At 76.4% G+C, this 25631-nt stretch carries 23 protein-coding genes and 1 tRNA gene; 16 read left to right on the forward strand and 8 right to left on the reverse strand.

The window, feature by feature from the left end:
• Positions 1-34 precede the first annotated feature (34 nt).
• Positions 35-709 carry a 5-formyltetrahydrofolate cyclo-ligase gene (locus tag AB8M62_RS02870; RefSeq protein WP_369068601.1) on the reverse strand — a complete coding sequence of 225 codons (675 nt, stop codon included), beginning with the start codon at positions 707-709 and terminating at the stop codon, positions 35-37.
• Positions 710-884: 175 nt separating this feature from the next.
• On the opposite strand from AB8M62_RS02870, the gene galU reads away from it, so the two are divergent.
• The 11 genes from galU (at position 885) to AB8M62_RS02925 (ending at position 10807) form a co-directional block, all read left to right on the forward strand.
• Positions 885-1802, forward strand: a complete 918-nt coding sequence (gene galU / locus AB8M62_RS02875; protein ID WP_369052499.1) for a UTP--glucose-1-phosphate uridylyltransferase GalU — start codon at positions 885-887, stop codon at positions 1800-1802.
• Between the two features lie 73 nt (positions 1803-1875).
• The gene (glp, locus tag AB8M62_RS02880; protein WP_369068602.1) at positions 1876-3201 is read left to right on the forward strand and encodes a molybdotransferase-like divisome protein Glp; all 1326 of its coding nucleotides are present in this window, start codon (positions 1876-1878) and stop codon (positions 3199-3201) included.
• Positions 3198-3701, forward strand: a complete 504-nt coding sequence (gene moaC, locus AB8M62_RS02885) for a cyclic pyranopterin monophosphate synthase MoaC (RefSeq protein ID WP_369068603.1) — start codon at positions 3198-3200, stop codon at positions 3699-3701. Before glp ends, moaC begins: the two co-directional genes overlap by 4 nt.
• Positions 3694-4221 carry a MogA/MoaB family molybdenum cofactor biosynthesis protein gene (locus tag AB8M62_RS02890; protein ID WP_369068604.1) on the forward strand — a complete coding sequence of 176 codons (528 nt, stop codon included), beginning with the start codon at positions 3694-3696 and terminating at the stop codon, positions 4219-4221. The genes moaC and AB8M62_RS02890 overlap by 8 nt, the downstream gene beginning before the upstream one ends.
• Complete coding sequence (locus tag AB8M62_RS02895; RefSeq protein WP_369052495.1) at positions 4218-4817, forward strand: GNAT family N-acetyltransferase; 600 nt, start codon at positions 4218-4220, stop codon at positions 4815-4817. Before AB8M62_RS02890 ends, AB8M62_RS02895 begins: the two co-directional genes overlap by 4 nt.
• A 136-nt stretch (positions 4818-4953) precedes the next feature.
• Positions 4954-5928: a hypothetical protein gene (locus AB8M62_RS02900; RefSeq protein ID WP_369068605.1), complete on the forward strand. Its 975-nt coding sequence runs from the start codon at positions 4954-4956 to the stop codon at positions 5926-5928.
• Between the two features lie 79 nt (positions 5929-6007).
• A tRNA-Ala gene (locus AB8M62_RS02905) sits at positions 6008-6080 on the forward strand.
• 291 nt (positions 6081-6371) lie between these two features.
• Positions 6372-7988 carry a sugar transferase gene (locus tag AB8M62_RS02910; RefSeq protein WP_369052493.1) on the forward strand — a complete coding sequence of 539 codons (1617 nt, stop codon included), beginning with the start codon at positions 6372-6374 and terminating at the stop codon, positions 7986-7988.
• 158 nt (positions 7989-8146) lie between these two features.
• Entirely contained in the window at positions 8147-9136 is a 990-nt protein-coding gene (locus AB8M62_RS02915) for a glycosyltransferase (RefSeq protein WP_369052492.1), read from the forward strand.
• Positions 9137-9314: 178 nt separating this feature from the next.
• Entirely contained in the window at positions 9315-10067 is a 753-nt protein-coding gene (locus AB8M62_RS02920) for a WecB/TagA/CpsF family glycosyltransferase (protein WP_369052491.1), read from the forward strand.
• A gap of 86 nt (positions 10068-10153) precedes the next feature.
• Positions 10154-10807, forward strand: coding sequence for a glycosyltransferase (locus tag AB8M62_RS02925; RefSeq protein WP_369052490.1), 654 nt, complete (start codon positions 10154-10156; stop codon positions 10805-10807).
• A gap of 14 nt (positions 10808-10821) precedes the next feature.
• Here the strand turns inward: AB8M62_RS02925 and AB8M62_RS02930 are convergent, their stop codons facing one another.
• Positions 10822-12123 carry a glycosyltransferase gene (locus AB8M62_RS02930; protein ID WP_369052489.1) on the reverse strand — a complete coding sequence of 434 codons (1302 nt, stop codon included), beginning with the start codon at positions 12121-12123 and terminating at the stop codon, positions 10822-10824.
• A gap of 126 nt (positions 12124-12249) precedes the next feature.
• On the opposite strand from AB8M62_RS02930, the gene AB8M62_RS02935 reads away from it, so the two are divergent.
• From AB8M62_RS02935 to AB8M62_RS02950, 4 genes are all read left to right on the forward strand, one after another.
• Positions 12250-13071 (forward strand): glycosyltransferase family 2 protein, encoded by an 822-nt coding sequence (locus AB8M62_RS02935; RefSeq protein ID WP_369052488.1) that lies wholly within the window; start codon positions 12250-12252, stop codon positions 13069-13071.
• Positions 13068-14033 carry a glycosyltransferase family 2 protein gene (locus tag AB8M62_RS02940; RefSeq protein ID WP_369052487.1) on the forward strand — a complete coding sequence of 322 codons (966 nt, stop codon included), beginning with the start codon at positions 13068-13070 and terminating at the stop codon, positions 14031-14033. The genes AB8M62_RS02935 and AB8M62_RS02940 overlap by 4 nt, the downstream gene beginning before the upstream one ends.
• Before the next feature lies 1 nt (position 14034).
• Complete coding sequence (locus tag AB8M62_RS02945) at positions 14035-15198, forward strand: glycosyltransferase (RefSeq protein WP_369068606.1); 1164 nt, start codon at positions 14035-14037, stop codon at positions 15196-15198.
• Between the two features lie 131 nt (positions 15199-15329).
• Positions 15330-16172 (forward strand): glycosyltransferase family 2 protein, encoded by an 843-nt coding sequence (locus AB8M62_RS02950; RefSeq protein WP_369052485.1) that lies wholly within the window; start codon positions 15330-15332, stop codon positions 16170-16172.
• Between the two features lie 40 nt (positions 16173-16212).
• On the opposite strand, the gene AB8M62_RS02955 is transcribed toward AB8M62_RS02950, so the two are convergent.
• Positions 16213-17304, reverse strand: coding sequence for a DUF4124 domain-containing protein (locus AB8M62_RS02955; protein ID WP_369052484.1), 1092 nt, complete (start codon positions 17302-17304; stop codon positions 16213-16215).
• A 411-nt stretch (positions 17305-17715) separates the two neighbouring features.
• On the opposite strand from AB8M62_RS02955, the gene AB8M62_RS02960 reads away from it, so the two are divergent.
• A complete protein-coding gene (locus AB8M62_RS02960; RefSeq protein WP_369068607.1) occupies positions 17716-18777 on the forward strand; it encodes a DUF4124 domain-containing protein in 1062 nt (353 codons plus the stop codon).
• On the opposite strand, the gene AB8M62_RS02965 is transcribed toward AB8M62_RS02960, so the two are convergent.
• The 5 genes from AB8M62_RS02965 to AB8M62_RS02985 form a co-directional block, all read right to left on the reverse strand.
• The gene (locus tag AB8M62_RS02965) at positions 18762-19436 is read right to left on the reverse strand and encodes an acyltransferase (RefSeq protein WP_369052482.1); all 675 of its coding nucleotides are present in this window, start codon (positions 19434-19436) and stop codon (positions 18762-18764) included. The genes AB8M62_RS02960 and AB8M62_RS02965 overlap by 16 nt on opposite strands.
• Positions 19437-19476: 40 nt before the next feature.
• Entirely contained in the window at positions 19477-20823 is a 1347-nt protein-coding gene (locus AB8M62_RS02970) for an O-antigen ligase family protein (protein ID WP_369052481.1), read from the reverse strand.
• Complete coding sequence (locus AB8M62_RS02975) at positions 20820-21743, reverse strand: hypothetical protein (RefSeq protein ID WP_369052480.1); 924 nt, start codon at positions 21741-21743, stop codon at positions 20820-20822. The genes AB8M62_RS02970 and AB8M62_RS02975 overlap by 4 nt, the downstream gene beginning before the upstream one ends.
• 246 nt (positions 21744-21989) lie before the next feature.
• Positions 21990-23612, reverse strand: a complete 1623-nt coding sequence (locus tag AB8M62_RS02980; RefSeq protein WP_369068608.1) for an NPCBM/NEW2 domain-containing protein — start codon at positions 23610-23612, stop codon at positions 21990-21992.
• A 288-nt stretch (positions 23613-23900) separates the two neighbouring features.
• Positions 23901-25547, reverse strand: coding sequence for a dolichyl-phosphate-mannose--protein mannosyltransferase (locus tag AB8M62_RS02985; RefSeq protein WP_369068610.1), 1647 nt, complete (start codon positions 25545-25547; stop codon positions 23901-23903).
• Positions 25548-25631: the final 84 nt, after the last annotated feature.

The raw sequence follows: 25631 nt of genomic DNA on the forward strand, positions 1-25631 counted from the left end.
GAGTAGTCGATCAGCGACGTCGTGTCGCCGTCTGTCAGGCCAGCAGCCACAGCCAGCGGGTCGGCGTCACCACGCCCTGCACGGGCCGGTCGTGCGGCAGGACGGGCAGCGGGCTGACGGCCGCGTCCAGGACCTCGTCGTCGTGCACGACCGCCACGACCGGCACCCGGGGCGGCACGCGGCGCAGCGCCCGGTCGTAGCTGCCCCCGCCCTGCCCCAGCCGCCGGCCGGCGGTGTCGACGGCCAGCGCCGGCACCAGCACCAGGTCGGCGCCGGCGACGGCGTGCGGGCCCACCGGCCCGCGCGGCGGGTGGCTGCCGCGCGCGGGCGCTGCCGCGGCGCGCAGCTCCCAGTCCAGGTCGGCGTCGGCGCGCAGCACCGGCAGCAGGACGTCGACGCCCTGCCGGCGCAGCGCGTCCAGCGTCGAGCGGGTGCCCGGTTCGCCCGGCCGGGAGGCGTACAGCGCCACCCGGGCGCAGCCCTGCAGCAGGGGGCAGGCCAGCAGCGTGCGGGCCAGGGCGGTATCGAGCGCGGTGCTCTCGGCCGCGTCGCGCTGGCGCCGGCGCTCGCGCAGGGCGCTGCGCAGCCGCGCCTTGCGGGCCTCGACCTCCAGGGGGTCCGCGCGCACCTGCGGCGCCGGGTCACCGGTCGAGGGGGAGGTGCGGGCGAGGGGGACCTCGCCCGTCACGGGGTCGTCGGTGACGGGCACGGCGGCTCCAGGGTCCGGGACGCGCTGCGGGGGTTCCACCGTCGTCCTCCGCGCAGTCTGCCGCCCGTCGGCGCGGCGCGTCGAGCCCCCGCGCGTCGCCCGCGCGGCGCAGCCCCGCTGCGCCGGGTGATCGCGCGGCCGCCGGTGGTAGCGGCCCGCGGTAGCCTCCGGCCCCATGAGCGAACGCGACGAGCGTCCCGGCCCCGTGCGCAAGGCCGTGATCCCCGCCGCCGGACAGGGCACCCGCTTCCTGCCGGCCACCAAGGCGATGCCCAAGGAGATGCTGCCGGTCGTCGACACCCCGGCCATCCAGTACATCGTCGAGGAGGCGGTCCGCGCCGGCCTGACCGACGTCCTGATGATCACGGGGCGGAACAAGCGGTCGCTCGAGGACCACTTCGACCGCAACGTCGAGCTCGAGGTCGGCCTGCAGGCCAAGGGCGACGACGCCAAGCTCGCCCGCGTCCAGGAGTCCACCGACCTCGCGCAGGTGCACTACGTGCGCCAGGGCGACCCCAAGGGCCTCGGGCACGCCGTCCTGGTGGCCGCGCAGCACGTGGGCGACGAGCCGTTCGTCGTCCTGCTCGGCGACGACATCGTCGACGCCCGCGACCCCCTGCTCGACACGATGATCGCCGTGCGCGAGGAGCACGGCGGCAGCGTCGTGGCGTTCATGGAGGTCCCCGAGGACCAGATCCACCTCTACGGCTGCGCGGTGGCCGAGCCCACCGGCACCGAGGACGTCGTCAAGGTCTCCGGCCTGGTCGAGAAGCCCAAGCGCGAGGAGGCCCCGAGCAACCTCGCCATCATCGGCCGCTACCTGCTGGACCCGGCCGTCTTCGACGTGCTGCGCGAGACCCCGCCCGGCAAGGGCGGGGAGATCCAGCTGACCGACGCCCTGCAGGTGCTCGCGCAGGGCGACGGCCCCGGGTACGGCGTGCACGGCGTCGTCTTCCGCGGCCGCCGCTACGACACCGGCGACAAGCTCGACTACATCAAGGCCGTCGTGCGCCTGGCCGGTGAGCGCGAGGACATCGGCGCCGAGCTGCGCGCCTGGCTCACCGAGAACTACGGCACCGGCGCGGACAGCTGAGCGGCGCGAGCCGGACGCGCCGTCGCGGCGGTGCGGCCGGGCGCGGCGGCCCGCGGGGTGGTACCGAGGACGCGTGAGCGCTCAGACCCCCGCGGGCCCGCCCCCGCCAGGCCCGCAGCCGGGCCCGCAGCCAGGCCCGCAGCCAGGCTTCCCGCTGGTCCCGGTCGAGGAGCACCTGCGGCGCTGCCTGGACCTCGTGCGCCCGCTGCGCCCGCTGGACCTGGCGCTGCGCGACGCCCTGGGCTGCGTGCTGGCCGAGGACGTCGTCTCCCCGCGCCCGCTGCCGGGCTTCGACAACTCCGCGATGGACGGCTACGCCGTGCGGCTGGCGGACGTGGCGGGGGCGGGGGAGGACAGCCCCGTCGAGCTGCCCGTCGTGGGCGACGTGGCCGCGGGTCCCTCGGAGCCGGTGCGCCTGACCGGCGGCACCGCGGTGCGGATCATGACGGGCGCGCCCGTGCCGCCCGGCGCGGAGGCCGTCGTGCCCGTCGAGCACACCGACCGCGGGGTCTCGCAGGTGCGGGTGCACCGCGCGCCCACCGCCGGGCAGCACGTGCGCCGGGCGGGCGAGGACGTCGAGGCCGGCGTCGTCGTCCTGGAGGCCGGCACCCGGCTGCAGGCCCGGCACGTGGGGGTGCTCGCGGCGCTCGGGCGCGCCCGGGTGCGGGTGCGCCCGCGCCCGCGGGTGGTCGTCGTGTCCACCGGCGCCGAGGTCGTCGAGCCCGGCACGCCGCTGGCGCCCGGGCAGCTGCACGACGCCAACGGCCCGCTGCTGGCCGCCGCGGCCGAGGAGCTCGGCGCGCTGGCCTACCGGGTGGGCGTGGTCGGCGACGACGCGCGCGAGCTGGCCGCCGTCCTGGACGACCAGCTGGTGCGCGCCGACGTCCTCGTCACCTCCGGCGGGGTCAGCGAGGGCGCCTACGACACCGTCAAGGAGGTCCTGTCGGGCTCGCCGGAGGTGCGCTTCGACCGGGTCGCCGTCCAGCCGGGCATGCCGCAGGGCGCCGGGCGGCTGGGCGAGCAGCGCACGCCCGTCTTCACGCTGCCCGGCAACCCGGTCAGCTCCTTCGTCTCCTTCGAGGTGTTCGTGCGCCCCGCGCTGCGCCGGATGCTCGGCGAGGAGGGCCCGGACCCGCAGCGGCCCGTCGTCACGGCCGTCGCCGACGAGGCCTGGTCCTCCCCGCCGGCCAAGCGGCAGTACGTGCGGGCCGCCCACCACCGCGACGGCGACGGCGTGCTGCGCGTGCGGCCCGTCTCCGGGCACGGTTCGCACCTGGTGACGGCGCTGGCGCGCACCACCTGCCTGGCCGTGGTGCCGGTCGGGGTCTCGCGCGTGGAGCCCGGCGACGAGGTCGAGTGCGTCCTGCTGGGCCCGGCGCCCCTGGCGGAGCAGCGGTGAGCGGGCAGGAGCCGGCGCCGCGGCTGACGCACCTGGACGACGCGGGCCGCGCCCGGGTCGTGGACGTGTCCGCCAAGCCGGTCACCGTCCGCGAGGCGCGCGCCGAGGGGCGGGTGCGCTGCTCGCCGCAGGTCCTCGCCCTCATCGCCGAGGGCGGGCTGCCCAAGGGCGACGCGCTGGCCGTGGCGCGCATCGCGGGGCTGCAGGCGGCCAAGCGCACCCCGGACCTCGTCCCGCTGGCGCATCCTGTGGCGGTGCACGCCGTGGAGGTCGACGTCGAGGTCGACGCGACGCCCGGCGGGGAGGGCGTCCGCATCCGCTCCGCCGTGCGCACGGCGGACCGCACCGGCATCGAGGTGGAGGCCCTGACGTGCGTGCTGGTGGCCGCGCTGACGTTCGTGGACATGGTCAAGGCCGTCGACCGGCGCACCGTGATCGAGGGGGTCCGGGTGACCGCCAAGAGCGGCGGCCGCTCGGGGGACTGGAGCGTCGATGACTGAGCGAGCGGGCGCCGCGCCCCGCACCGCCCTCGTGGTGACGGTCTCCAACCGCGCCGCGGCCGGCGTGTACGCCGACGACTCCGGCCCGGTCGTGGCCGAGGGCCTGCGCGCCCTCAGGTTCGCGGTCGACGGTCCCGTCGTCGTGCCCGACGGGGACCCGGTGGAGGAGGCGCTGCGCGACGCGGTGGCCGCCGGCTACGACGTCGTCGTCACCAACGGCGGCACGGGCCTGTCCCCGCTGGACCTGACCCCCGAGCGCACCCGCCGCGTCCTGGACCACGAGGTGCCGGGGGTGGCGGAGGCGCTGCGCGCGGCGGGCGCCGCCAAGGGGGTGGCCACCGCGGTGCTCTCGCGCGGGCTGGCCGGGGTCGCCGGGCGCACCTTCGTCGTCAACCTGCCCGGCTCGCCGGGCGGCGCCCGCGACGGCGTGCAGGTGCTGTCGGGGTTCCTGGAGCACGCGGTGGACCAGCTGCGCGGCGGGGACCACCCCCGCCCGGGCGCCGGCCGGGCGGGGACGTGAGCGCGCCCGTGTGGCCGGTGGAGCTGCGCGAGGGGCCGGTGCGCCTGCGCCCGCTGCGCCGCCGCGACGCCGCCGCGTGGCGCTCGGTGCGCGCGGCGAACGCGTCCTGGCTGCGCCCGTGGGAGGCCACCAGCCCCGAGCCGGCCGGGCCGGCGCCGACGTTCGCGCAGATGGTGCGCGGCTTCTCCCGCGAGGCGCGCGCCGGGCGGATGCTGCCGTTCGTCGTCGAGCGCGACGGCCGGCTCGTCGGGCAGGTGACGGTCTCCGGCATCACGTGGGGCTCGCTGCGCTCGGCGCACGTGGGCTACTGGGTCGACCAGCGCGTCGCCGGCCGCGGCACCATCCCCGTCGCGCTGGCGCTGGCGGGCGACCACTGCTTCCGGGCGCTGCGCCTGCACCGCATCGAGGTGAACATCCGCCCGGAGAACGCCGCCTCCCTGCGGGTGGCGCAGAAGCTCGGCCTGCGCGACGAGGGGCTGCGCGAGAAGTACCTGCACATCGACGGCGAGTGGCGCGACCACCGCACGTTCGCGGTCACGGCCGAGGAGGTCCCCGAGGGCCTGCTGGCCCGCTACCGGGCGCTGCGGCCGGCCTGACGAGGACCTGGCGGGCCGACACCGTCCGGGGTGCGGGTGCTCCGCGGCCGTCGCAGGCTGGTGGGTGACGGACACCCGGCGCGACACACCCGTGACGTCCCCGAGGGGCGGTGCCGCCGCCCCTACCGTGGCGCACGTGTCCGCCAGCGGCCTCGCCCTCCTCGCCATCGTCGTCCTGACGGCCGCCTACCTGGTGCCCGGCCGGATCCGCGCCCGGCGCCGCGTCGCGTCCGCGCGCACCGCCGACCGGGAGTCGGAGGCGCTGCGCGTGGTGGTCCGGCGCGCGGGCAGCGCGGTGACCGTCCCGGCGCCGGCGCTCGCCGGGGCCTCCAGCCGCCCGGTCCTCACCGGGCCCGCCCGCCCGGCCCTCCCGGCCGCTGCGGTCCCCGCGACCGGCCCCGCTGCGGCTCCCGCGACCGTCCCCGCTCCCCGGCCCGCCGGTGCGAGCCCCGCCCGGCCGGCCGCCCCCCGCGGGCGCGAGGTCGTGCGCCGCCGGCGCCGCCTGGTGGCCGTGCTGGCGTCGGCGACGGCCGCGGCCTGGCTGGCCGCGGTGCTCGTGCCGCTGGCCGGTCCGGCGCTGCCGTGGTGGCCGGCGCTCGCGCCGACCGCGGTCCTCGGCCTCGTGCTGGCGGCGCTGGCCCGCCACGGCGCCCCGGCGCCCCGCCCGCTCGCGCGGCCCGTGCCCGTCGCCGCTCCCGCCCCCGCTCCGGCCGCCGCGCCGGTGGTGCGGGCCCCGGCAACCGCCCGTCCCGTCCCGGCGCCCCGCACCGCCGAGCCCGCCGCGGCTCCCGCGGCCCCCGCCGCGTCGTCCGCTCCGGCGGCCCCGGCGGTGCCGTCCGCCCCGGCCGCGGACGCCCGTCCCGGCGCCGGCTACGACGTCGAGCTGGAGGACGCGGACGTCGTCGCGGCGGCCCGCGCCGGCGGGTGGACGCCCGCCCCGGTGCCGCTGCCCACCTACCTGCTCAAGCCGAAGGCGCGCACGTGGACGACCCCGGTGCCGCGCACCGTGGACCTGACGGCCGTGGACCGCGAGCTGGACGCCGACCTGCTGGACGACGACCTGCCGCGCGTGCTGGACCTGCGCGACCTGCCCCGGGCCGCCGCCCGCTGAGGGCCGGCGCGCGGGCCGGGGGCGGGCACCTGCTAACCTCGTGCGTGCTGCGGCGGTCCTGCGGGACTGTCGCCGGTGAGGGGCTGTGGCGCAGCTGGTAGCGCACCTCGTTCGCAACGAGGGGGTCAGGGGTTCGAGTCCCCTCAGCTCCACCCTCCGAGGGCCCCACCCGTCAGGGTGGGGCCCTCGTCGCGTTCCCGGCCACTTCCATTGCGCTAGGTGACGGATCGGCTCCCCAGCGTGAGATGCCTCACGCGTCCAGCACGTCTCGTGCTCACCGGCTCGTGCACCCGCTGTGAGGGACTTGCGGCGGACGGGTGACACCCGGCTACAGTCGGCACCACAACTTCAGCCGTCCGTGATTCCTGACGCCACGTACGGGTGAACCGCGTGCCACACCGCCGTGGACGAGCCCACCAGCCCGACACGACGGGGGAGACACCGTGGCGACCGATGACGCCCGCGCCCTGGCGGCGCAGCACTTCCCGGCCCAGCAGCGCCGGGTCGTCGACGCGCCGGCCGGTGCCCTGGCCGGGGCCGCCCGCACGGCGGGCGCGACCGAGCCCTTCCTGCCGCTGCTGCGCCCGCTGGTGCCGGCCCCGCGGCGCACCACGACCCCGGCCGGCGGGCGCCGGCCCGCGGCCCGGCGCGCGCCCTGGCAGCGCGAGTACACGCTCGGTCTCGTCGTCTCCGACGCCCTGGCCGCGCTGCTGGCCGCGCTGGCCGGCTGGGTCGTGCGCTTCGGCGAGGCCGGGGCCGCCGCCAGCATCAGCGGCGTCTCGGCCGCCTGGGCCCTGCTCGTCCTGCCCCCGCTGTGGGTGGTGACGATGCTGCTCTTCCGCGCCTACGAGCCCCGCTTCCTCGGGGTCGGCTCGGAGGAGTTCCAGCGCGTCCTGCTGGCCGGCACCACGGTCGTCGCGCTCGTGGGCACCACGAGCTGGGCGTTCGCGCTGGACGTGGCCCGCGGCTTCGTCGTCGTGGCCCTGCCGGTGGCCGGGGTCCTCACCGTCGCCGGGCGGCTGCTGGCCCGCCGCCACCTGCACCGGCGCCGGGCCGCCGGCTCCTGCGTGCAGTCCACCGTGGTCGCCGGCCACCCCGGCGCGGTCGCGTCGCTGGTGCGCCAGGTGCGCCGCGACACCGACCACGGGCTGCGCGTGGACGCGGCCTGCACGCCCGGCGGGCGCACGTCCCCGGAGCTGGAGGCGCTCGGGGTGCCCGTCGTCGGCGGCCTGGAGGACGTCGCGGAGGTCGCGCGGCGCACCGACGCCGACGTCGTGGCGACCCTGACCTGCCCCGAGCTGGACGGCCCGGTGCTGCGCCGGCTGGGCTGGGAGCTGGAGGACACCCGCGCCGACCTGGTCGTGGCGCCCGCGCTGACCGACGTCGTCGGCCCGCGCGTGGTGATCCGCCCCGTGTCCGGGCTGCCGCTGCTGCACGTCGAGCGCCCGGAGCTGCGCGGCGTGCGCCACCTGGGCAAGGCCGCGCTGGACCGCGGGTCCGCGGCCCTGGCCCTGCTGCTGCTCAGCCCGCTGTTCCTGGCGCTGGCCGTGGCCATCAGGGTCGACAGCCGGGGGCCGGTGTTCTTCACCCAGCGCCGGGTCGGGCGCGACGGCCGCGAGTTCACGATGGTCAAGTTCCGCTCGATGGTGGTGGACGCCGAGCAGCGGCTGATCGACCTGCGCGAGCGCTCCGAGGGCAACGGCCTGCTGTTCAAGATGAAGCGCGACCCGCGCATCACGCGCGTGGGCGGGCTGCTGCGCCGCTACTCCCTGGACGAGCTGCCGCAGCTGCTCAACGTCCTCACCGGGTCCATGTCGCTGGTGGGCCCGCGCCCGCCGCTGCCGCGCGAGGTCGCCCAGTACGGCCACGACCTGCGCCGGCGGCTGCTGGTCAAGCCGGGCCTGACGGGCCTGTGGCAGGTCAGCGGCCGCTCGGACCTGGACCTGGAGGAGTCCACGCGCCTGGACCTGCAGTACGTGGAGAACTGGTCGCCGGCCTTCGACGCGCTGATCCTCGCCAAGACGGTGAAGGCCGTCCTGGGCGGGCGCGGGGCCTACTGAGGACGTCCCGGCAGCCCCAGGGGTCACAGGAGATCACCGTCAGGGGTTGCGCCGGGACCGTGGAGGCTGGCTACCATGCGCTCCGACCGGTGACCCGAGGTGACCGTCAACCGCTGGACGAGCGATCGAGAGCCACGAGAGCAGGGAGGAGGGGACACGTGAGCACCAGCCCGCTGACCAGCGAGCGCACGGCGCCCGGCGACCTCCCCTCCCCGCGACCCGCCCTGGCCCCCGCGCCCGGCACGACGCCCACCGTGTCCGTCGTCGTGCCCGCCCACGACGAGGAGCGCCCCCTGGCCCGCACGCTGGCGGCGCTGGCCGCCCAGGGCGGGCGCGAGGTCCCCGAGGTCGTCGTCGTCGCCAACGGCTGCACCGACGCCACCGCCGAGGTGGCGCGCGCGGCCGGCGCCCGCGTCGTGGAGCTGGCGCAGCCGTCCAAGGCCGCCGCGCTCAGCGCCGGCGACGCCGCGGCCACCGCCTTCCCGCGGGTCTACCTCGACGCCGACATCCGCCTCGCCCCGGGCACGCTGGACGCGCTGGCCGCGACGCTGCGCCGCGACGACGTCCTCGTGGCGTCCCCGCGCGTCGTGTTCGACGTGTCGGCGTCCTCCTGGCCCGTGCGGGCCTTCTACGCCGTCTACCGCGAGATCCCGTACGTGACCGACGGCCTCGTCGGTCTGGGGGTGTACGGGATGTCCGAGCGGGGACGGGCGCGGTTCGGGGACTTCCCGGCCGTGACGAGCGACGACCTGTTCGTCCAGCGGACGTTCCACCGCTCCGAGCGCGCCACCAGCGACGGCGAGTTCGTCGTGAGCGCTCCGCGCGACCTGCGCAACCTGCTGAAGGTGCGCACCCGGACCGCGTCCGGGAACACCGAGCTCAGCCGCCTGCCGGCGGCTGCGGACGACGCCGGGGGGCGTCCGGTCCCGAGCGGACCGGGCGACGGCGTCGACGGGGGAGGCGGTGGCGACCGCGCCGCCTTCGACCGCACCACGACCACGACGACCACCGCGCTCCTGCGGCTCGCGACGACGCGACCCCGCCTCGTCCCGTCCGTCGCCGTCTACACCGCCGTCACCGTCGTGTCCCGGGTGCTGGCCCGCCGCAGGCGCGCGAGCGCCTGGCAGCGGGACACCTCCACGCGCTGACCGCGACCCCTCCCCCCTGGAGATCCTCATGGTCCTCGACTCCTCAGCTCCCCGCTCACTCAGGTCGCTACACAGCGTGAGTGGACGTTCGCTCGCAGGTGATGAGCGTCCGGGTCCCGCGCACCCGGCGGCCACGGCGCCCGCCACGGCCACCACCCCGCCCGGTGAGCGCCTGCGCGTGCGCGTGGACGACGTCGCCTTCGACGCCCTGCGCGAGAGCGAGGTCGTCGCCCACGTCGTCGCCGCCCTCGACCGCGGCGACGGCGGCTGCATCGTCACCCCGAACGTCGACATCCTGCGCCAGCTGCGCCGGCCCGCCCTGCGCGACCTGGCCGACGACGCCGAGCTCGTGGTGCCCGACGGCATGCCCATCGTGTGGGCGAGCAGGCTGCAGGGCCAGGAGCTGCCCGAGCGGGTCACCGGCTCCTCGCTCGTGTGGACGCTCTCGCGCGCCGCGGCCACCGCGGAGCGGTCCGTGTTCCTGCTCGGCGGCGCGGAGGGGATCGCCGAGCGGGCCGCGGACACGCTGCAGGACGAGGTGCCGGACCTGCGGGTGGCCGGCTGGCACTGCCCGCCGTTCGGCTTCGAGCGGCGCGAGGAGCAGCTGGAGGCGACCGTGGCCGCGGTCGTCGACGCCAAGCCGGACCTCGTGTTCGTGGCGCTGGGCTTCCCCAAGCAGGAGCGGCTCATGCAGCTGCTGCGCCGGCACCTGCCGGAGACGTGGTTCATCGGCTGCGGGGGCAGCCTGACCATGATCGCCGGGGAGGTCTCCCGCGCCCCGGAGTGGGTGCAGCGCAGCGGGCTGGAGTGGGTGCACCGCCTGGCCAAGGAGCCGCGGCGGATGGCCAAGCGCTACCTCGTGCACGACGTGCCCTACGCGGCGGGGCTGATGGTGCGCTCGGCCGCCCGCCGGACCCGCCGGGCGGGGTGAGCCGCCCGACCCGAGCGGGTGGGGAGACCACGAGCGGCGGCACCTGCGCCGCCGGGAGCCCGGCGGCTGCCTGGCCCTCGGTCACCGTGGTCCTGCCGGCGCAGCAGGACCGCCGGACGCTGGTCGGCACGGCGCGGGCGCTCGCCGCCCAGGACTACCCCGGCGGCGTGGACGTCGTCGTCGTGGACCTCGGCGGCAACCGCGACGTGCAGCGCGCCGTGCAGGCCCTGCGCGAGGTCTCCCTCGTGCGGCTGCCCGTCCCCGACCGGCGAGCGGCCCTGACCGCGGCGGTCTCGGGCGCCGGCGGCGACGTGGTGGCGCTCCTGGACAGCCGCTGCCGGCCGGGGGCCGGGTGGCTGCGCGAGACCGTGGCGGTGCTGCGGGACGTCCCCGGGCCGTGCGTGGTCACGGGACCCGTGCGGGTGGTCCCCCTCGAGCCCGCGCGCCCCACGAGGGTGGAGCGGTGGGCCGCGACGGTCCGGGCCCGGACCGGGGACCGGGGGTGGTACGACGTGGCGAGCAACGCGGTCGTGCGCCGCGCCGACCTCGACCTCGCCGACCTCGACCTCGCCGGTGCGGACGGCCGGTGGCCCGAGGCGCGCGACCGGGCCCGGTGGTCCGGGCTGGTCCGGCCCGGGGCCCGCGTCGTCCGCGCCCCGGGGGCCGTGCTCCACCGCGCCGCACCGTGGACCCCGCGGGAGGCGCTGGCGCTCCTCGTGCGCGCCCGGCGGCGGACCTGACCCGGCCGCCGGCCTCAGACGCCGACGACCTCGCGCAACCGGCGGGTGTTGAGGGCGGGGGAGAACTCCTCCACGACGTGCCGGCGCCCGGCCGCACCGCGCTCGCGGCGCTCCCCGGGGCCCATCAGCGCCACCTCGCGCAGCGCGTCGGCGAGGGCGTCGACGCGGCCGGCGGTGACGAGCCGGCCGTCCACGCCGTCGCGCACGAGCTCGGGCACGCCCGCGATGCGGGTGGTGACGACCGGCAGGGCCGTGGCCATGGCCTCCATGAGCACCACCGGCACGCCCTCGGCGAAGCTGGGCAGGCAGAACACGTCGGCCCACGCGTACTGGGCGGGCAGGTCCTCGTTGCCCAGCGGGCCGACGAGGTCGACGACGTCGCCGAGCCCCTCGCGCGCCACCTGCCGCGCCAGGTCGCCGGCCAGCGGGCCGCCGCCGACGACCCGCACCCGCAGGTCGAGGTCCGGCTGCTCGCGGCGCAGCCGGGCGACGGCGTCCAGCAGCAGCGCCGGGCCCTTCTCGGGCACGAGCCGGCCCACGAACAGCACCCGCAGCGACCCGGCGGGACGCCCGGCCCGCCTCGCGGAGGCGTCGGCGAACCGGTCGGCGTCCACGGCCATCCGCACCAGGCCGAGCTTGCCCCAGTGCTCAGGCTCCAGGTGGCGCATGAGCTGGGAGCGGCAGAAGTCGCTGATGCAGGCCACCGCGTCCGCCGAGCGCACCTTGGCGGGCAGGTCGAAGGCGTCGACCTGCTCGAACTCGGTCGGCCCGTGCATGGACAGCGTCCAGCGCCAGCCGGCGTCCGGGCCGTCCTGGGCGCGGCCCATCGCGACGACCAGCCGCGCGACGTCCGCGCCGTTGTTGGCGAAGTGCACGTGCAGGTGGCGCAGGTCCCGGCGGCGCATCTCGTCCAGGACGGCGACGGCCTCGGCCAGGTAGAACGCCTGCCAGACCTTCGAGCGGGCGGTGCCCGGGCCCGAGCGGGCGGCCAGCGCCGCGGCCGCGGCCAGCCCCCGCGGCCGGCGCAGCGCCCGCCCCGACGCCGCCGCCCACGCCCCGGCCCGGGCGCGGTCCAGGACGGTGGTCGTGGTGGCGGCCTCGCGGCGGCTGCGCGCCGAGCGCTGCTGGTCGGCCGGGGCAGGGCGCACGGAGAACGTGTGGACCTCGACGCCCGCGGCGCGCAGCGCCTCCACCTCGTTCTCGATGAACGCGTGGGACAGCGTGGGGTAGCGGCTGACGAGGTAGGCGACCGCGCTGCCCCGCGGCGCGGGACGCCCGGGCGTCCGGTCGTCCGTCACGACGTTCGGCAACGACATGACGCGAAGAGTAGCCAGCGGTCCGGGCCGGTCGGCGACGTCGACAGGCAGGGCTGTCGCTGTGGGTATCCTCCGTGTCGCAGTCCGCGTCGGCGCCTCGAAGGTCGGCATGAACGAGGAGGCTCAGTGGCACCCCAGGAACCCGCTGCCAGCGCCGTGGTCCGCACCTTCGACTCGGCGGGGACGGTCGGCGAGACCATCGCCTCGCTGCGGCGGCAGGACGTCCCCGTCGAGGTCGTGGTCGTCGACTCCGGGTCCACGGACGGCACGCTCGACCTCGTGCGCGACCTCGCGGACGTGGTCGTCGAACTGCCGCCGGGCACCTTCACCTACGGCGGGAGCCTGAACACCGGCGCCTCCCGCGCCTCGGCCCCCGTGCACCTCGCCCTGTCCAGCCACTGCGTGCTGCCCCGCCCGGACTGGGTGAGCATCGCCGTCGGGCACGTGCGCGCCGGGGCCGCCGCCGTGGTCGGCCTGCCGGTCGACGGCGAGCGCCGGCCCCTGGCCGGGCCGTTCACGGCCGACCACCGGTACGTCCTGCAGCACCAGCACTGGGGCTTCTCCAACCACGCCTCGGCCTGGTCGGCCGAGGTGTGGCAGCGCCACCGCTTCGACGAGCAGCTGAGCGCCACGGAGGACAAGGAGTGGACGTGGCGCGCGCTGGCCGACTCCGGACCCCTGGTCGTCGACCCGCGGCTCGTCGTCCCCGGTGACCACCGCCGTTCCGCCGGGGTGCGCGCGTACCACCGGCGCCTCGTGAAGGAGATCACCGCCATCCAGCACCTGCGCCCCCTGCCGCCCTTCGGTGCCGGGCGGGCGGCGCGCGAGTGGACGCGCCGCGTCCCGGCCGACCCGTTCCTCAGCCAGGCCCGCCGCTTCGGCCGCACCCGCCTCGTCGAGGTGCACGCCCGCTGGCTGGCCGGTCGCACCGGCGGGGGCGCCCGGTGAGCGGCGCGCTGCAGCGGCCGCGGACGGCGGTCGTCCTGCCCGTCCGCGGTCACGCCCGGCTGCTCGACGGCTGCCTGGAGGCCCTGAGCCGGCAGGACGTGCCGGTGGACGAGGTGGTGGTCGTCGACGACTCCCCGGAGGAGTCGCTGGAGGAGCTGCCCGGCACGCGCGTGGTCCGCAGCCGCGGACGCGGTCCCTACGCCGCCCGCAACATCGGCTGGCGCTCGACCGGCGCCGACGTGGTGCTGTTCCTCGACGCCCGCACCCGCCCCCGCCCCGAGTGGTCCCGCCGCCTGACGGAGCCGTTCGGCGACCCGGAGGTCGCCCTCGTGGGCTCCGAGGTCGAGGTGCTGCCCGGGGAGTCGTTGGGGGCGCGGGCCTCCCACGCCCAGCAGTTCTACCGGTTGCGCAACTACCTGGCCCGGCCGTTCTTCCGGCCCTACCTGCCGACGTGCAGCCTCGCCGTCCGGCGCTCCGACCTGGAGGCGGTGGACGGTTTCTCCGAGGTGCGCAGCGGCGGCGACGCCGACTTCTGCTGGCGCGTCCTGGGTCGTCCCGGACGCCGGCTCGTCGCCGTCGAGGACGTCCTCGCCGACTGGGTGCCGCGCGACCGCGCGCGCGACTACGTGGAGCAGAACTACCGGTACGGGCGCAGCAACCACCAGCTGCGCCTGGACTGGGCGCACGAGGGCGCCGACCTGCCCGCGCCGGTCCCCGCCGCGCGCCTGGTGCGGAACCTCGCCGCGATGTCCCTGCGCTTCGCGCGCGCGCGGTTGCGGGGGGACGAGGACCGGCAGGTGCAGCAGCTGAGCCACTCCGCCGGGGTGTGCTTCGACCTGGGCTACCGGCTCGCCCACGACCGGTACCGCCTGCGGAACCGCCCGCGGGCGGAGGGGCGACGGGTCGCGCCGGTGGCGGGAGCCGCACCGGTGACCGGCCCCTCCGGCCCCGGGGACCGCTGACGTGGCGGGAACCGCGGAAGACGCCCGCAGCGGCAGCGTGGCGGTGTACCGGCGCACCTTCCTCCCCCGCTCGGAGACCTTCGTGCGCGACCACCTGCTGGCGCTGCGGCGGTACCGCCCGACGGCCGTGACGACCTACCCGCAAGCGGACGGGCTGCAGGTGCCGGGCGTCCCCCTGGTGCTCGCGGACGACCGCCGGTTGCTGAGCAGGGCGCGGCGGCGGCTCCCGCGGAGGTGGCGCGCCGACCAGCTGGAGACGGAGGAGCGGGGTCTGGCGGCGGCGCTGGGAACGCTGCGGCCCGACCTCCTGCACACCCACTTCGGCACCGACGGAGCGGTGGCGCTGGGCGCTGCCCGGCGCGCGGGCGTGCCCTCGGTGGTCACCTTCCACGGGTACGACGCGACGACCTACCCCGAGTCCGTGGCGAAGACCCCGGTCGGGCAGCTGATGCTCGACCGCTGGGACGAGCTGGTGGCGGGTACGGGCTGGGTGATCGCCGTCAGCGACTTCGTCCGTCGGGAACTCGTCCGCCGCGGCGCCCGCGAGGACCGCATCGCCGTGGTGCCGTGCGGTGTCGATCCCCGGACCTTCCGGTGGAGCCCGCCCGACGCGTCGGGGCGGCTGCTGTTCGTCGGGCGGCTCGTGGAGAAGAAGGGGTGCGCCGACCTGCTGCGCGCCCTCGCGGCGCACCCGGGCCTGCCGCCGCTGGACGTGCTGGGCGACGGACCGCTGCGCGGTGACCTGGAGGGGCTGGCCGGCCGGCTCGGGGTCGACGTCCGGTTCCACGGCATGGCCGACCGGGAGACCGTCCTGCGGCACCTGGAGTCCTGCTCGGTGGTGGTCATGCCGTCGCGCCGCTCGGCCACCGGTGACACCGAGGGCCTGCCGGTGACCAGCCTGGAGGCGAGCGCCTGCGGCCGGCCGGTCGTCGGGTACGCGCACTCGGGTCTCGTCGACTCCGTGCTCTCGGGACGGACGGGGGAACTGGTGACCGAGGGGGACGTCGCCGCCCTGGGCGAGGCGCTCACCGGCCTCCTCGCCGATCCGGCGCGGTTGCTCGAGCAGAGCCGGGCGGCGCGGGCGCACGTCGAGGCGAACTTCGACATCGTCCGCACCACGGCGGCGGTCGAGGAGGTCTACGACCGCGCGGTGAGCGCGGGCTGAGGAGCCCGGCCCGGCGTCGAGTAGCGTGGCCGAGGCTGCGACGGGGCTCGCCGGTACCTGGAGTCGAGGAGAGGCGGTCGGACGTGAGTGCGTCGGCGGACGCGGGCGGTCGTGACGGGACGAGCGCCGACGTGACGGTCGTCATGCCGGCCATGAACCGGGCGCACCTCATCGGGCGCGCCCTCGACAGCGTGCGGGCGCAGACGCTGCGGCCCCGGGAGGTCGTCGTCGTGGACGACGCCTCCACGGACGACACGGTGGCCGTGGCGCGGGCGCACGGCGCGACCGTGCTGGAGATGGAGACCAACGGGGGCAGCGGCCCCGCGCGCAACCGGGGGATCGAGGCCGCCTCCACCACGTGGATCGCCTTCCTCGACTCGGACGACAGCTGGCACCCCGACCACCTGCGCACGCTGATGGACCGCGCGGGCGACCACGTGCTCGTGGGGTCGCCCGGCAGGTCCACGGACGGGCGCGTGCTCGGCAACTCCTCGTCCCGCGAGGTGGAGCTGACGCCCCTGACGGTGCTGAGCCCGGGGGACATGCTGTGCACCAGCGGGACGGCCGCCCGCCGCGACGCGCTGCTGGCGGCCGGGCTGTTCCGGGACCTGCGCCGGGCCCAGGACCTCGACATGTGGGTGCGGGTCCTCGAGCGCGGCACGGGGCTCGCCCTGGCCCGCCCGACGGTGACGTACCACCTGCACGAGCAGCAGGCCATCCTCGACAGCGACCTCATGCGCCAGTGCTTCACGCGGATCGTCGACGACTGCCGCTCGAAGGACTGGTTCACCGACCGCGACGCCGACCGGGCCTGGGTCCGCTGGCACTGGGACGACGCGCGCGCCGCCCAGCGCAGCGGGGAGGCCGCGGCGGCCGTCCGCGAACTCTCCTGGTTCGCGTCCAGGCCCTACACGTGGTCGACGCTCGCGGCGCTCCTGCGCGCCAGGCGCCTGTCCCGCAACGCCTCCGCCTGACCCGGCCGGTGCCCCGCGGGCCCGTGCCGACGAGGTGCTGTCAGCGCACCGGCTTGCCGTAGTCCTTCGGCAGCGCCTGCAGCTTGTCCCACGGGAATCCGCGCAGGACCTCGTAGGAGGGCTTGCGCTGCATGAGGGCCGGCCACGGGTCGGTGCCCGTGGCCGCCTGGACGGCCGTCCCGCTCTCGGCGGTCAGGGCCACCGCGCCGCCCTTGTCGGTGACGATGAACCCGTACCGCTGCGCCGCGCGGGCGACCATCCTCCCGATCGGGGTCAGCCCCTGGAGGGCCTCCACGTCCACCGACGGGTCGAGGCGGAACCGCAGCCCCTCGGGGATGGCGTCGGGGTGCGTGGAGAACCCGTCGCTGCGCTGGGCCGGCCAGCTGAACGTCTTCCACGTCGCCGGGGTGACGATCTGCAGGGACAGCGCGTGGTCGATGGACCCGGCCTGGACGTCCTTGACGCTGATCGCCCCGGCGCTGAACGACAGACCCGTGGCCGAGGAGCCGAAGCTGCCGGAGAAGAACCCGGGGCTGGTGGACACCTTGTCGATGCGCCCGCCCCAGCAGGCCTGCCACTGCGCGCCGACCTTCTTGGCGCGCCAGAACTCCCACAGCTGGTCCGTCGAGGGCGAGTACACCGTCAGCTGCCCGTCGGTGCCCCGGGCGGGGACGGCGTCGGCGGGGACCGGGACGGCCGTGAACTGCCCGCCCGGGCCGTACAGGCCGGTGGGCAGGTAGCCCTTCTTCTGGCAGTCGTCGAACTTCACGTCCACGCGCGGCTGCGCGGCACCGACGGTGTAGAAGCTGGTCGAGTAGTTGCTGACGTTGAAGGCGGCCACGCCGTTGTAGAGGGACGTCACCTGCTTGGTCAGGTCGGCGACCATGACCTGCGAGCGGGGGTGCACCGGGGCCGTGCGCACGTCCGCCTTCCAGACGCTGGTGGCGCCGAAGACGCCGCCGCGCGGGCGGGTCGGGTCGCTGGTCGCCTGCATCCGCGTGGCGGCCACGGACCGCTCGCCGCGCGCCAGGGCCGGCGCGTCGGCCACGGCCGCCGCGGGCGCGGCGAGCGTCGCGAACGTCAGGGCGGTCAGCGTGGTGGCCAGGGCGGCGAGGGGACGGCGGGTGCGCACGGGAGTCTCCAGGGTCGGTGCTGTTCGTCTCCCTGGAGTGATCGGGCTGCCGCTACCCGTCCTCGCGCACCGGGTGCCCGGTCCGGTGGCGGCTCCACCCGGGCGGCGCAGGCGCCGGTCCGCGGTGGGCACGCGGTGTGTCCGGCCGCCGGGTGGGCGGGGCAGCGGGGCGACCCCCGGACGGCGCAGCGGGTGAGCGGTCGCTGCGGGTGAGCGTCCGGCAGCCCCGCTCACCCGTCCGGACCGGGCGCCGTGCCCCGCTGGTCACCCAGCGCTGCCGCCCGCGCCCGCCGTTCCACGTGCTGTGACGACCTTCATGCCATCGGCGGATCCCGGGCGGACCTGAGCCGCTGGAGGCGCACGTATCGTGGGCAGCGCCCGCACAGTCCGCGACCGGAGGAGTCCGCCACCGTGACGGCAGCAGGCGAACCGGCCCGGCCCCCCGCCCGGGCGCCGCGGCGCCGCTGGCTCGTCGCCGCGCTGGCCGGCCTCGCGGCCCTCGCCGTCGCCGCCGCCGTCCTCCTCCTGCAGCGACCGGCCGGCGAGGGACCGGAGGAGCTCCCGCCCGTCGCCGGGGACTACCCCTTCGGCGACGGCAGCGTCTGGCGCCAGGACGTGCGCGACGCTCCGCTGCACGAGGACTCCGCCGCGATGGTCGAGCACCTCGTGGAGCAGGTGGAGGCCCACTACGGCGGCGTCGCGGCGTTCAACGTCAACGACTACTCGACCTCCTCCTACGTGGTGGACGCCGACCAGCCGCGCGTGGACGTGGCCTTCGAGGACTGCCAGGACAAGGGGCACACGCCCAGCGGCGTCGAGGAGCAGTTCTCCGGCGTGCCCGTGCCGGACGACGCCGTGCCCGCCGCGGGGCGGGACGGCCAGCTGACCGTGTGGTCGCCGGACACCGACCAGCTCTGGGAGTTCTGGCGCGCCGAGCGGGTCGACGGGCAGTGGCGGGCGTGCTGGGGCGGCCGCATCGACGACGTGTCGACCAGCCCGGGGTTCTTCGAGGGCGGGTTCGGCTCCAGCGCCAGCGGCCTGGCGGTCTCCGGCGGGATGGTCCGCGTGGACGACGTGCGGGCCGGTGCCGTGGAGCACGCGCTCGCCCTGCAGATCGTCTCCCCGGCGACGTGGAAGAGGGTCAGCTGGCCGGCGCAGCGCAGCGACGGCTTCAGCACCGACGAGCACGCGCTGCCCGAGGGGCAGCGGCTGCGGCTGGACCCCGACCTCGACCTCGACGCCCTCGACCTGCACCCGGTGGCGCGGATGGTCGCCGAGGCCGCCCAGCGCTACGGGTTCCTCGTGGTCGACAAGGCCGGGTCGGTCGCCGTCAGCGCGGAGACCGGCCAGGCGACCGGCGGCGCGCTGAACCCCTGGGACGAGGTCCTGGACGGCACGCCCTCCTACGAGGTGATGGCGGGCTTCCCCTGGCGCGACCTGCAGGTCCTGCCGACGGACTACGGCAAGCCCTGACCCCCGGCGTCCTGCCGCGCCCGCGCGGCCACCTCGGCGGCTTCCTCCACCGCGGCCTCGACCTCCACGCGGTCCATCACGGGCGGCGGGACGGCGGCGGCGACGGCCTCCGGCACCTGGTCGCCGGGTCGGCGCCGCTTGACGACCCGTGCGGGGTTGCCCGCCACGACCGTCCACGGCGGCACGTCCGAGACGACGACGGAACCGGCGCCGACGATGCTGCCGGTGCCGATGCGCCGGCCCGGCAGCACGACGCACCCCGCACCGATCCACACGTCGTCCTCGACGACGATCGGGCGGTCCTCGCGGAAACCCTGCTGGTTCATGGGCACGTCGACGCGGCTGGTCTCGTGGGCCGAGGCGAGCAGGACGCAGCGCGGGCCCATCATCACGTCGCGGCCGATGCGCACCGGGCCGATGACCAGCGCGTCCATGCCGATGTCGGAGCGGTCGCCGACGCTGACGCCCTTGCCGGAGCCGAACCAGGCGCCGTGCTCGATGTTCACGTCCCGGCCGCACTCGTCGAGCATCCAGCGCGCGCTGAGGCCACGGGCCCGACGGGCCAGGGAGCCACCGGGACGCGGCGACCAGGGCAGGTGCCGGCTGACTCCCAGGTAGGCGGCGGCGGCGACCAGGCGCTGGGCGCGTCGCGCCGTCATCGCCGTCACCGCCGTGCCGGCCGCCGGTCCCGGAGGGTCCTCAGGTGCCGGCCGGACCTCGTCGCCCGGTCGCGCTCCCGCGTCCGCTCTCATGTTCGGCTCCCTCCGACAGGTAGGGGATCAGGGCGATCCCGGCCAGCAGCCACGTCAGCGTGTTCGGCAGCGGGTAGGGGACGGGGCTCAGCATGATCGTGACCAGCCAGACGGCCGTCATCCCGATCGACACGTACCGCCAGTCGGCGAGCTCGTCGCGACGCCCGCGCTGGAACGCCGCCCGCACCGGCCCGAAGGCGATGCACGCGAGGAACAGGGCGGCTCCCGGGATCCCGAGCTCCGCCGCGCGCGAGAGCGGGACGTTGTGGACCTCGATGGCCACGTTGGTGATCGGGTAGTCGTCGGCCTGGCGCACCCAGGTCGACGCCACGTCGACGAAGCGCGTCCACCCGACGCCGGTCAGCGGTTCCTGCTCCACGACGCGCAGCGCGGCCGCGTTGGTGTTCAGGCGGTCGAGCACCGAGCGGGTCGTGCCCGCCCGCTCGTCGACGCTGTCCTGGAGCCCGGGCACGGTGGCGAGGAGGACGGCGACGAGCGCCGCGCCGCCCAGGAGCGCCACGGGGGTGAACCGCCGCAGGCGGCGGTCGATCAGCATGACGGCCAGGACGCCGAGGACGAGTCCCACCCACACCGAGCGGGTCAGCGACAGCAGGACCCCGCCGCCGGACAGCGCGAGGACGGCGGCGCTGAGCAGCCGCCAGCCACCGCGGAACCGCACCACGGCGAGGCCGGCGGCGAAGAAGCACGCCGCGCACGCCATGCCCATCGCCTCCGACGCGGCGAAGGGACCGCGGGCCCGGCCGAACTGGATCCCCACGTCCGGGTCGGCGATGTACGAGGGGAACACGAAGGACCACAGCTGGAGGGTCTCCAGCAGGGCGGTCACGCCGAGGTAGAGCCCCAGCAGGACGAGCGTCTTGAGCAGCAGGGCGCGCCGGGCGGCGGTCGAGAACACGACGGGCGCGAGGCAGAACATCGCGAACGGCACGACGATCCGGTCGAGCAGCGCGAAGAGCCCGTAGTTGCCCAGCAGGGTGTCGTGGGCGATCGCCGAGAGGACGGCGACGGCGACGAGCCCCACGACCGCCACGTGGACCGGTCGCAGGCGCAGCCGCCGCTGGTGCCACGCCCACGGGTCCAGGACGAGCAGGAGGACACCCCCCGCGAAGGCGATCCTGTCCAGGCCGACGGGGGCGCCGAGCCGGTCCCAGTGCCCGGAGAAGACGTTGAAGACGATGGTCGCCAGGAAGCACCAGACGTAGGCGGGTGCCCGGGGTCCGGTGCGCCGGCCGGTGAGGACGTCCTCGCCGGTCCCGGTGGCCGGCGCGCTCACCGCGTCGGGGCGGAGCGCGCCCCGTCCACCGGCTCCCGCTCGTGGTCCACGTCCAGCACGGTCGGGCGCGCGGACGTCGCCGCGCCCGCGCGGCGGGCGCGCCGGCGGTCCTGGAGGACGGCGAGCAGCAGCGCCAGCAGGAGCCCCGCCCCGGCACCCGCGAGGAGGAGCAGCTGCAGGGTGCTGCCGCTGTCGTCGCGCGACACCTCGGCGTCGCGCACCACGCTGAGCCCGGAGGCCGAGGGGGTGTTGCTGACGGCGTTGCGGTAGCGCTGGCTGAGCGCCTGCTGCTGCACCTCGAGCACGTCGAGGGCGGCGGCGGTCTCCTGCGCGGTGGTCCGCGCGGCCTCGACCTCCAGCGCCGCCGCGCCCGAGGCCTGCGCCTCGGCGAGCGCGCCCTCGGCCTGCGCGGCGGCCTGGCGGGCCTGCTCGACCTGGGCCGTCAGGTCCCGGTACTGCTGCAGCAGGAGGTCGGGGGCACCGGTGCCGGCCGTGTTCACCTGGTCGACCAGCTGCTGGGCGACGGCCTGCGCGCCCTCGGTGGCGGTCTCGGCGCTCGCCGCGTCGACCTCCACGAGGACGACGCTGGACCCGGCGATGGGGGAGGCGGAGACGCGCTGCACCTCGTCGGCGCGCTCGCCGAGGACGGGCTCGAGGTCGCCCTGGGCCTGGCGGTCGTTGACGTAGCGGGCGATGTCGGAGGCGAGCTGGTTGGCGGCCACCGAGTAGCCGGCCACGATGCGGGCGTCCAGGCTCTGGCTGCCGACGGCGACGCGCGCCTCGCCGGTGTACGTGGTCGGGACGGCCTGGGCCAGGCCCGCGCCCGCGAGCGCACCGGCGACGACGAGCGCCGCGGCGAGCTTCCACCGCTGAGCGAGGGCCGTGAGGGGACTCACGGGGGAGTTGGCGTCCTGGGCCACGAGGCACTGCTCCATCTGACTCGGCGAGGGCGTCTGTAGTCGGATCGGGGCAGACAGTACCCGCGCTGGGCCGTCCCGGTCGCCGTCCGGCGACGAACGGCCACAGGTCCATCACGCCGTGTTGTTGTGCGACGAGCAACCACCCCGGCGTGGTGACGATCCGTCACAGCGCCGGGGTGGTTGGGGCGGGGCGTCAGCGGGCGGCCCCAACGGCCTGCCGGCGTTCTCGGGACGCGGTGGGCGGTGTCAGGTCGCGGAGGGCCCGGTCGAGCCCGTCGTGGCGGTCGAGCCCGTGCCGGACGTGGGCAGCTTGGTCAGCAGCTTGGCGTCGGCCCAGTCGGCGTGGTCGTCGTAGTTGTTGTCCCCGCCGTGGGTGACCACGAGGCGGATCTCCCCGGCGCCGGTCACGTCGACGGTCAGCGTCCTCGCGGGCTCCCCGCCGCGCACCAGGCCGCTGTCGGCGATCTTCGTGGTGCCGCGCCAAACCTGGAACACGACCGACCCCTTCAGGCCCACCGAGGCGTCGACGCCGACCTGCGTCGTGAACACCGTGGCGGTGCCGACGGGGACGACGACCTCGCTGGCCGCGTGCACGCCCAGCCCCTTGGCGTAGGTCGTCCCCGCGATGGTCAGCGTCCGGCCGTCCCCGGCGGCCTGACCGCCGTTGCTGCGGTCCTTCTCGACCGGACCCCAGCCGTTCCTGTTGACCCGGTAGGCGGTGTCGGAGGCGTAGCGGACGTCCATGCCGGTGGTGTCGACCGGGCCGCTGGGTCCGACCGGGGCGGTGGGGGCGGGCTCGGCCCAGTCCTTCGGCAGAGCCTGCAGCTTCTCCCAGGGGAAGCCCTTCATGATCGAGTAGCTGGGGGTGCTGCCCATGAGCGCCTTCCACGGGTCGACGCCCGTGGCGTTGATCGACGCCTCGGGGCTCTCGGCGACGACGGCGGTGCAGCCGGCCCGGTCGGTGACGATGAACCCGTACTTCTGGACCGCCTTCGCGACCATCTTCGCGATGGGGTGCATCGGCAGCGCGTCGACGTCGACCGACGGGTCGAGCCGCAGCCGGGTGCCCTCGGGGACGCGGTTCGCCGAGGTGTCGAAGCCGTCGCTGCGCTGGGCCGGGTAGCTCCACTCCGACGCGGTCCCGGGGGCCTGCAGGTGCAGCGCCAGGGCGTGGTCGATGACTCCCGACTGGACGTCCTTGATGCCGACCGTGCCGCCGGCGAGCGCGAGCCCGCTGGCGCTCGCCCCGAAGTGCTGCGGGAAGTAGCCGTTGTTCTTCGACAGGCCGTCGATGCGGCCGCCCCAGCACGCCGACCACACGCCGTCGACCTTCTTCGCCATCCAGAACTCCCACAGCTGGTCCGTGTCGGGCGACCACACGGTGAGCTGGCTGTCGGTGCCCTTGGCGGGCACCGCGCGGGAGGGGATCGGGACCTGGGTGAAGTGCCCGCCCGGCCCGAGCAGGAAGTCGGGGACGGAGCTCTTGCCCTGGCAGTTCGTCCACCGCACGTCGACCTTCGGCTGGTCGGCGGGGACCGTGTAGAAGCTGGTGCTGTACTGGTAGGCGTTGAAGGCGGCGACACCGCTGTACTGCGCGGCCGTCTGCGCCGCAACGTTGGCGACCATCCCGGCGGAGTTCGGGTGCAGCGGGGCGTTCCGCACGTCGAGCTTCCAGCCCGTACCGGCGGTGAACACCCCGCCGGCGGGCATGCCGTGGCCGCTGACGGTCGTGCGCTGGGTGGTGCTCGTGGACGTGGTGCTCGTGGTGGTGGCCGCGGCCGGTCCCGTCAGCGCGGTGGCCGACAGGGCCACCAGGCCGATGGAGCAGGCAGCGGTGGTGAGGGCGGTGGCGAGGCGTGAGGGGAGCACGGGGATCTCCAGGTGGGCTGCGGTGTGCGGAGCTCACCCATCGGGTCCGCCCGGGTCCCGGCTGCAGCCCCGGCGGGAGTTCTCACCCGCCCGCGGGGTTCCGCGTCCGCGAGTTCCACACCCGGTCGCGGGACGACGTCGCGGGGCGCACGGCTGCTCACCCGGTCGGGCGCGGGAGTCACGGTCGCCCTGCGTGCTCGCTGCACCGGACAGGTGATCCCGCTCCGTCACGGCGCGTGAGACGGGTGCCGGGCGGGCCGGGTCAGCGGGTGCGCCGGCGCCCTCGGCTCACACCCAGCTGGGCAGCCACATCCGCCGCTGCCACGACGTGTACGGGACCACCTCGGCCGTGAACACGGGGTGGAAGAAGGCGAAGCAGGCCACGCACGCGACGAGCACGGCGCCGGCCACCAGCGCCCCCCACCGGCGCCGGCGCAGCGCGGCCTCGGCCCGCACCCCGGCGCGCAGCGCGGTGCGCGAGGGGTCCGGGCCCAGCACGAGCCCCAGCGCGTACGTCAGCGCGAGGACGAGGAACGGCACGAGGACGACGGCGTAGAACGTGAAGATCGTCCGCTGCTGGTACTGGAACCACGGCAGGTAGGTCGCCGCCACGCCCGCCAGCACGGCCCCGGCGCGCCAGTCGCGGGCGAACGCCCACCGGGCGACGACGACGGCCAGCGCCACCAGAGCCGCCCACCACAGCACCGGGGTGCCCAGCGAGGTGATCGCCGAGGAGCACTGGGCCGCGTCGCACCCCTGCGCGCCCTGCTCGACGGTCTCGTAGAAGAACGACGTGGGCCGGCCCTGCACGAGCCACGACCACGGGTTCGCCGAGTACGGGTGCGGGCTGGAGAGCCCGATGTGGAACCGGTACGCCTCGGCGTGGTAGTGCCACAGGCTGCGCAGCGCGTCCGGCACGAGCGCCGCCGCGCCGGTCGCGGGGTTCTGCTCGCCCCACTGGCGCAGGTACCCGGCGGAGGTGGCGAACCACCCCGACCACGACGCCACGTAGACGACGACGGCGACGGGGACGGTGGAGGCGAACGCGGGCACGCCGTCGCGCCAGGCGGCCGCGAGGAACCAGCGCCGGACGCCGACGGCGCGGCGCGCGCCGGCGTCCCACAGCACCGTCATCAGCCCGAAGACGGCCAGCACGTAGATCCCCGACCACTTCACCCCGCAGGCCAGGCCGAGGCTGACGCCCGCGGCCAGGCGCCACCAGCGCACCCCCAGCCGCGGTCCCAGACCGTCGGCGCCGCGCTCGGCGACGGCCCGCGCGAGCCGGGCGCGCGCGTCGTCCCGGTCGGCCAGCAGGCAGGCGAAGGCGACGAGCACCCACCACATGAGGAAGACGTCGAGCAGGCTGGTGCGGCTCTGCACGAAGTGCAGGCCGTCCACCGAGACGAGCACGGCGGCCGTGACGCCGAGCAGGCTGGAGCGGAACAGCCGGCGCGCCACGCGGCCGAGCACGAGGATCGACAGGGTCCCCACGAGGGCGGCGGAGAAGCGCCAGCCGAACGAGCTGTCGACCCCGAAGACCCACTGCCCGAACGCGATCATCCACTTGCCGACGGGCGGGTGGACGACGAAGTCGCCGACGGTGTCGAACACGTCGGGGGTGCCGGCCGTGAACAGCGCGTCGGGCTCGGCGATGTCGGGGTCGGTGCGCAGCTCGACGCCGTGCCGCAGCAGCGACCAGCCCTGCTTGACGTAGTACGTCTCGTCGAAGACGAGCTGGTGCGGGCGCCCCAGCTGCCAGAACCGCAGCAGCCCGCCGACCGCGGTGACCAGCAGCAGGGGCAGCCACGCCCGGCGCCAGCCCTCCCCGTCGATCTCGGAGGGCCCGCCCAGCAGGCGCTCGCGCAGGGCCCGCTCGTCGCCGCGGCGGACAGCGGGGCCCGGGGACGTGCCCGGGGACGTCGTCGAGGCGGTCACGCAGCGTCCCCGGTGCTCACGATCACGAGGGCCATCGTAGGTCGCCGCCGCGCGGCGGCGGGGGTCGCTCCTTGCCGCTGTGCG

Source organism: Kineococcus terrestris (assembly GCF_041020755.1).
Lineage (GTDB): Bacteria > Actinomycetota > Actinomycetes > Actinomycetales > Kineococcaceae > Kineococcus > Kineococcus terrestris.

What these genes read in the sequence shown, in the direction of transcription:
- AB8M62_RS02890 (WP_369068604.1), top strand. Translation starts at nt 3,694, where the DNA reads ATGACTGAGCGAGCGGGCGCCGCGCCCCGCACCGCCCTCGTGGTGACG.
- galU (WP_369052499.1), top strand. Translation starts at nt 885, where the DNA reads ATGAGCGAACGCGACGAGCGTCCCGGCCCCGTGCGCAAGGCCGTGATC.
- AB8M62_RS02965 (WP_369052482.1), bottom strand. Translation starts at nt 19,436, where the DNA reads ATGACGGCGCGACGCGCCCAGCGCCTGGTCGCCGCCGCCGCCTACCTG.
- AB8M62_RS02930 (WP_369052489.1), bottom strand. Translation starts at nt 12,123, where the DNA reads ATGTCGTTGCCGAACGTCGTGACGGACGACCGGACGCCCGGGCGTCCC.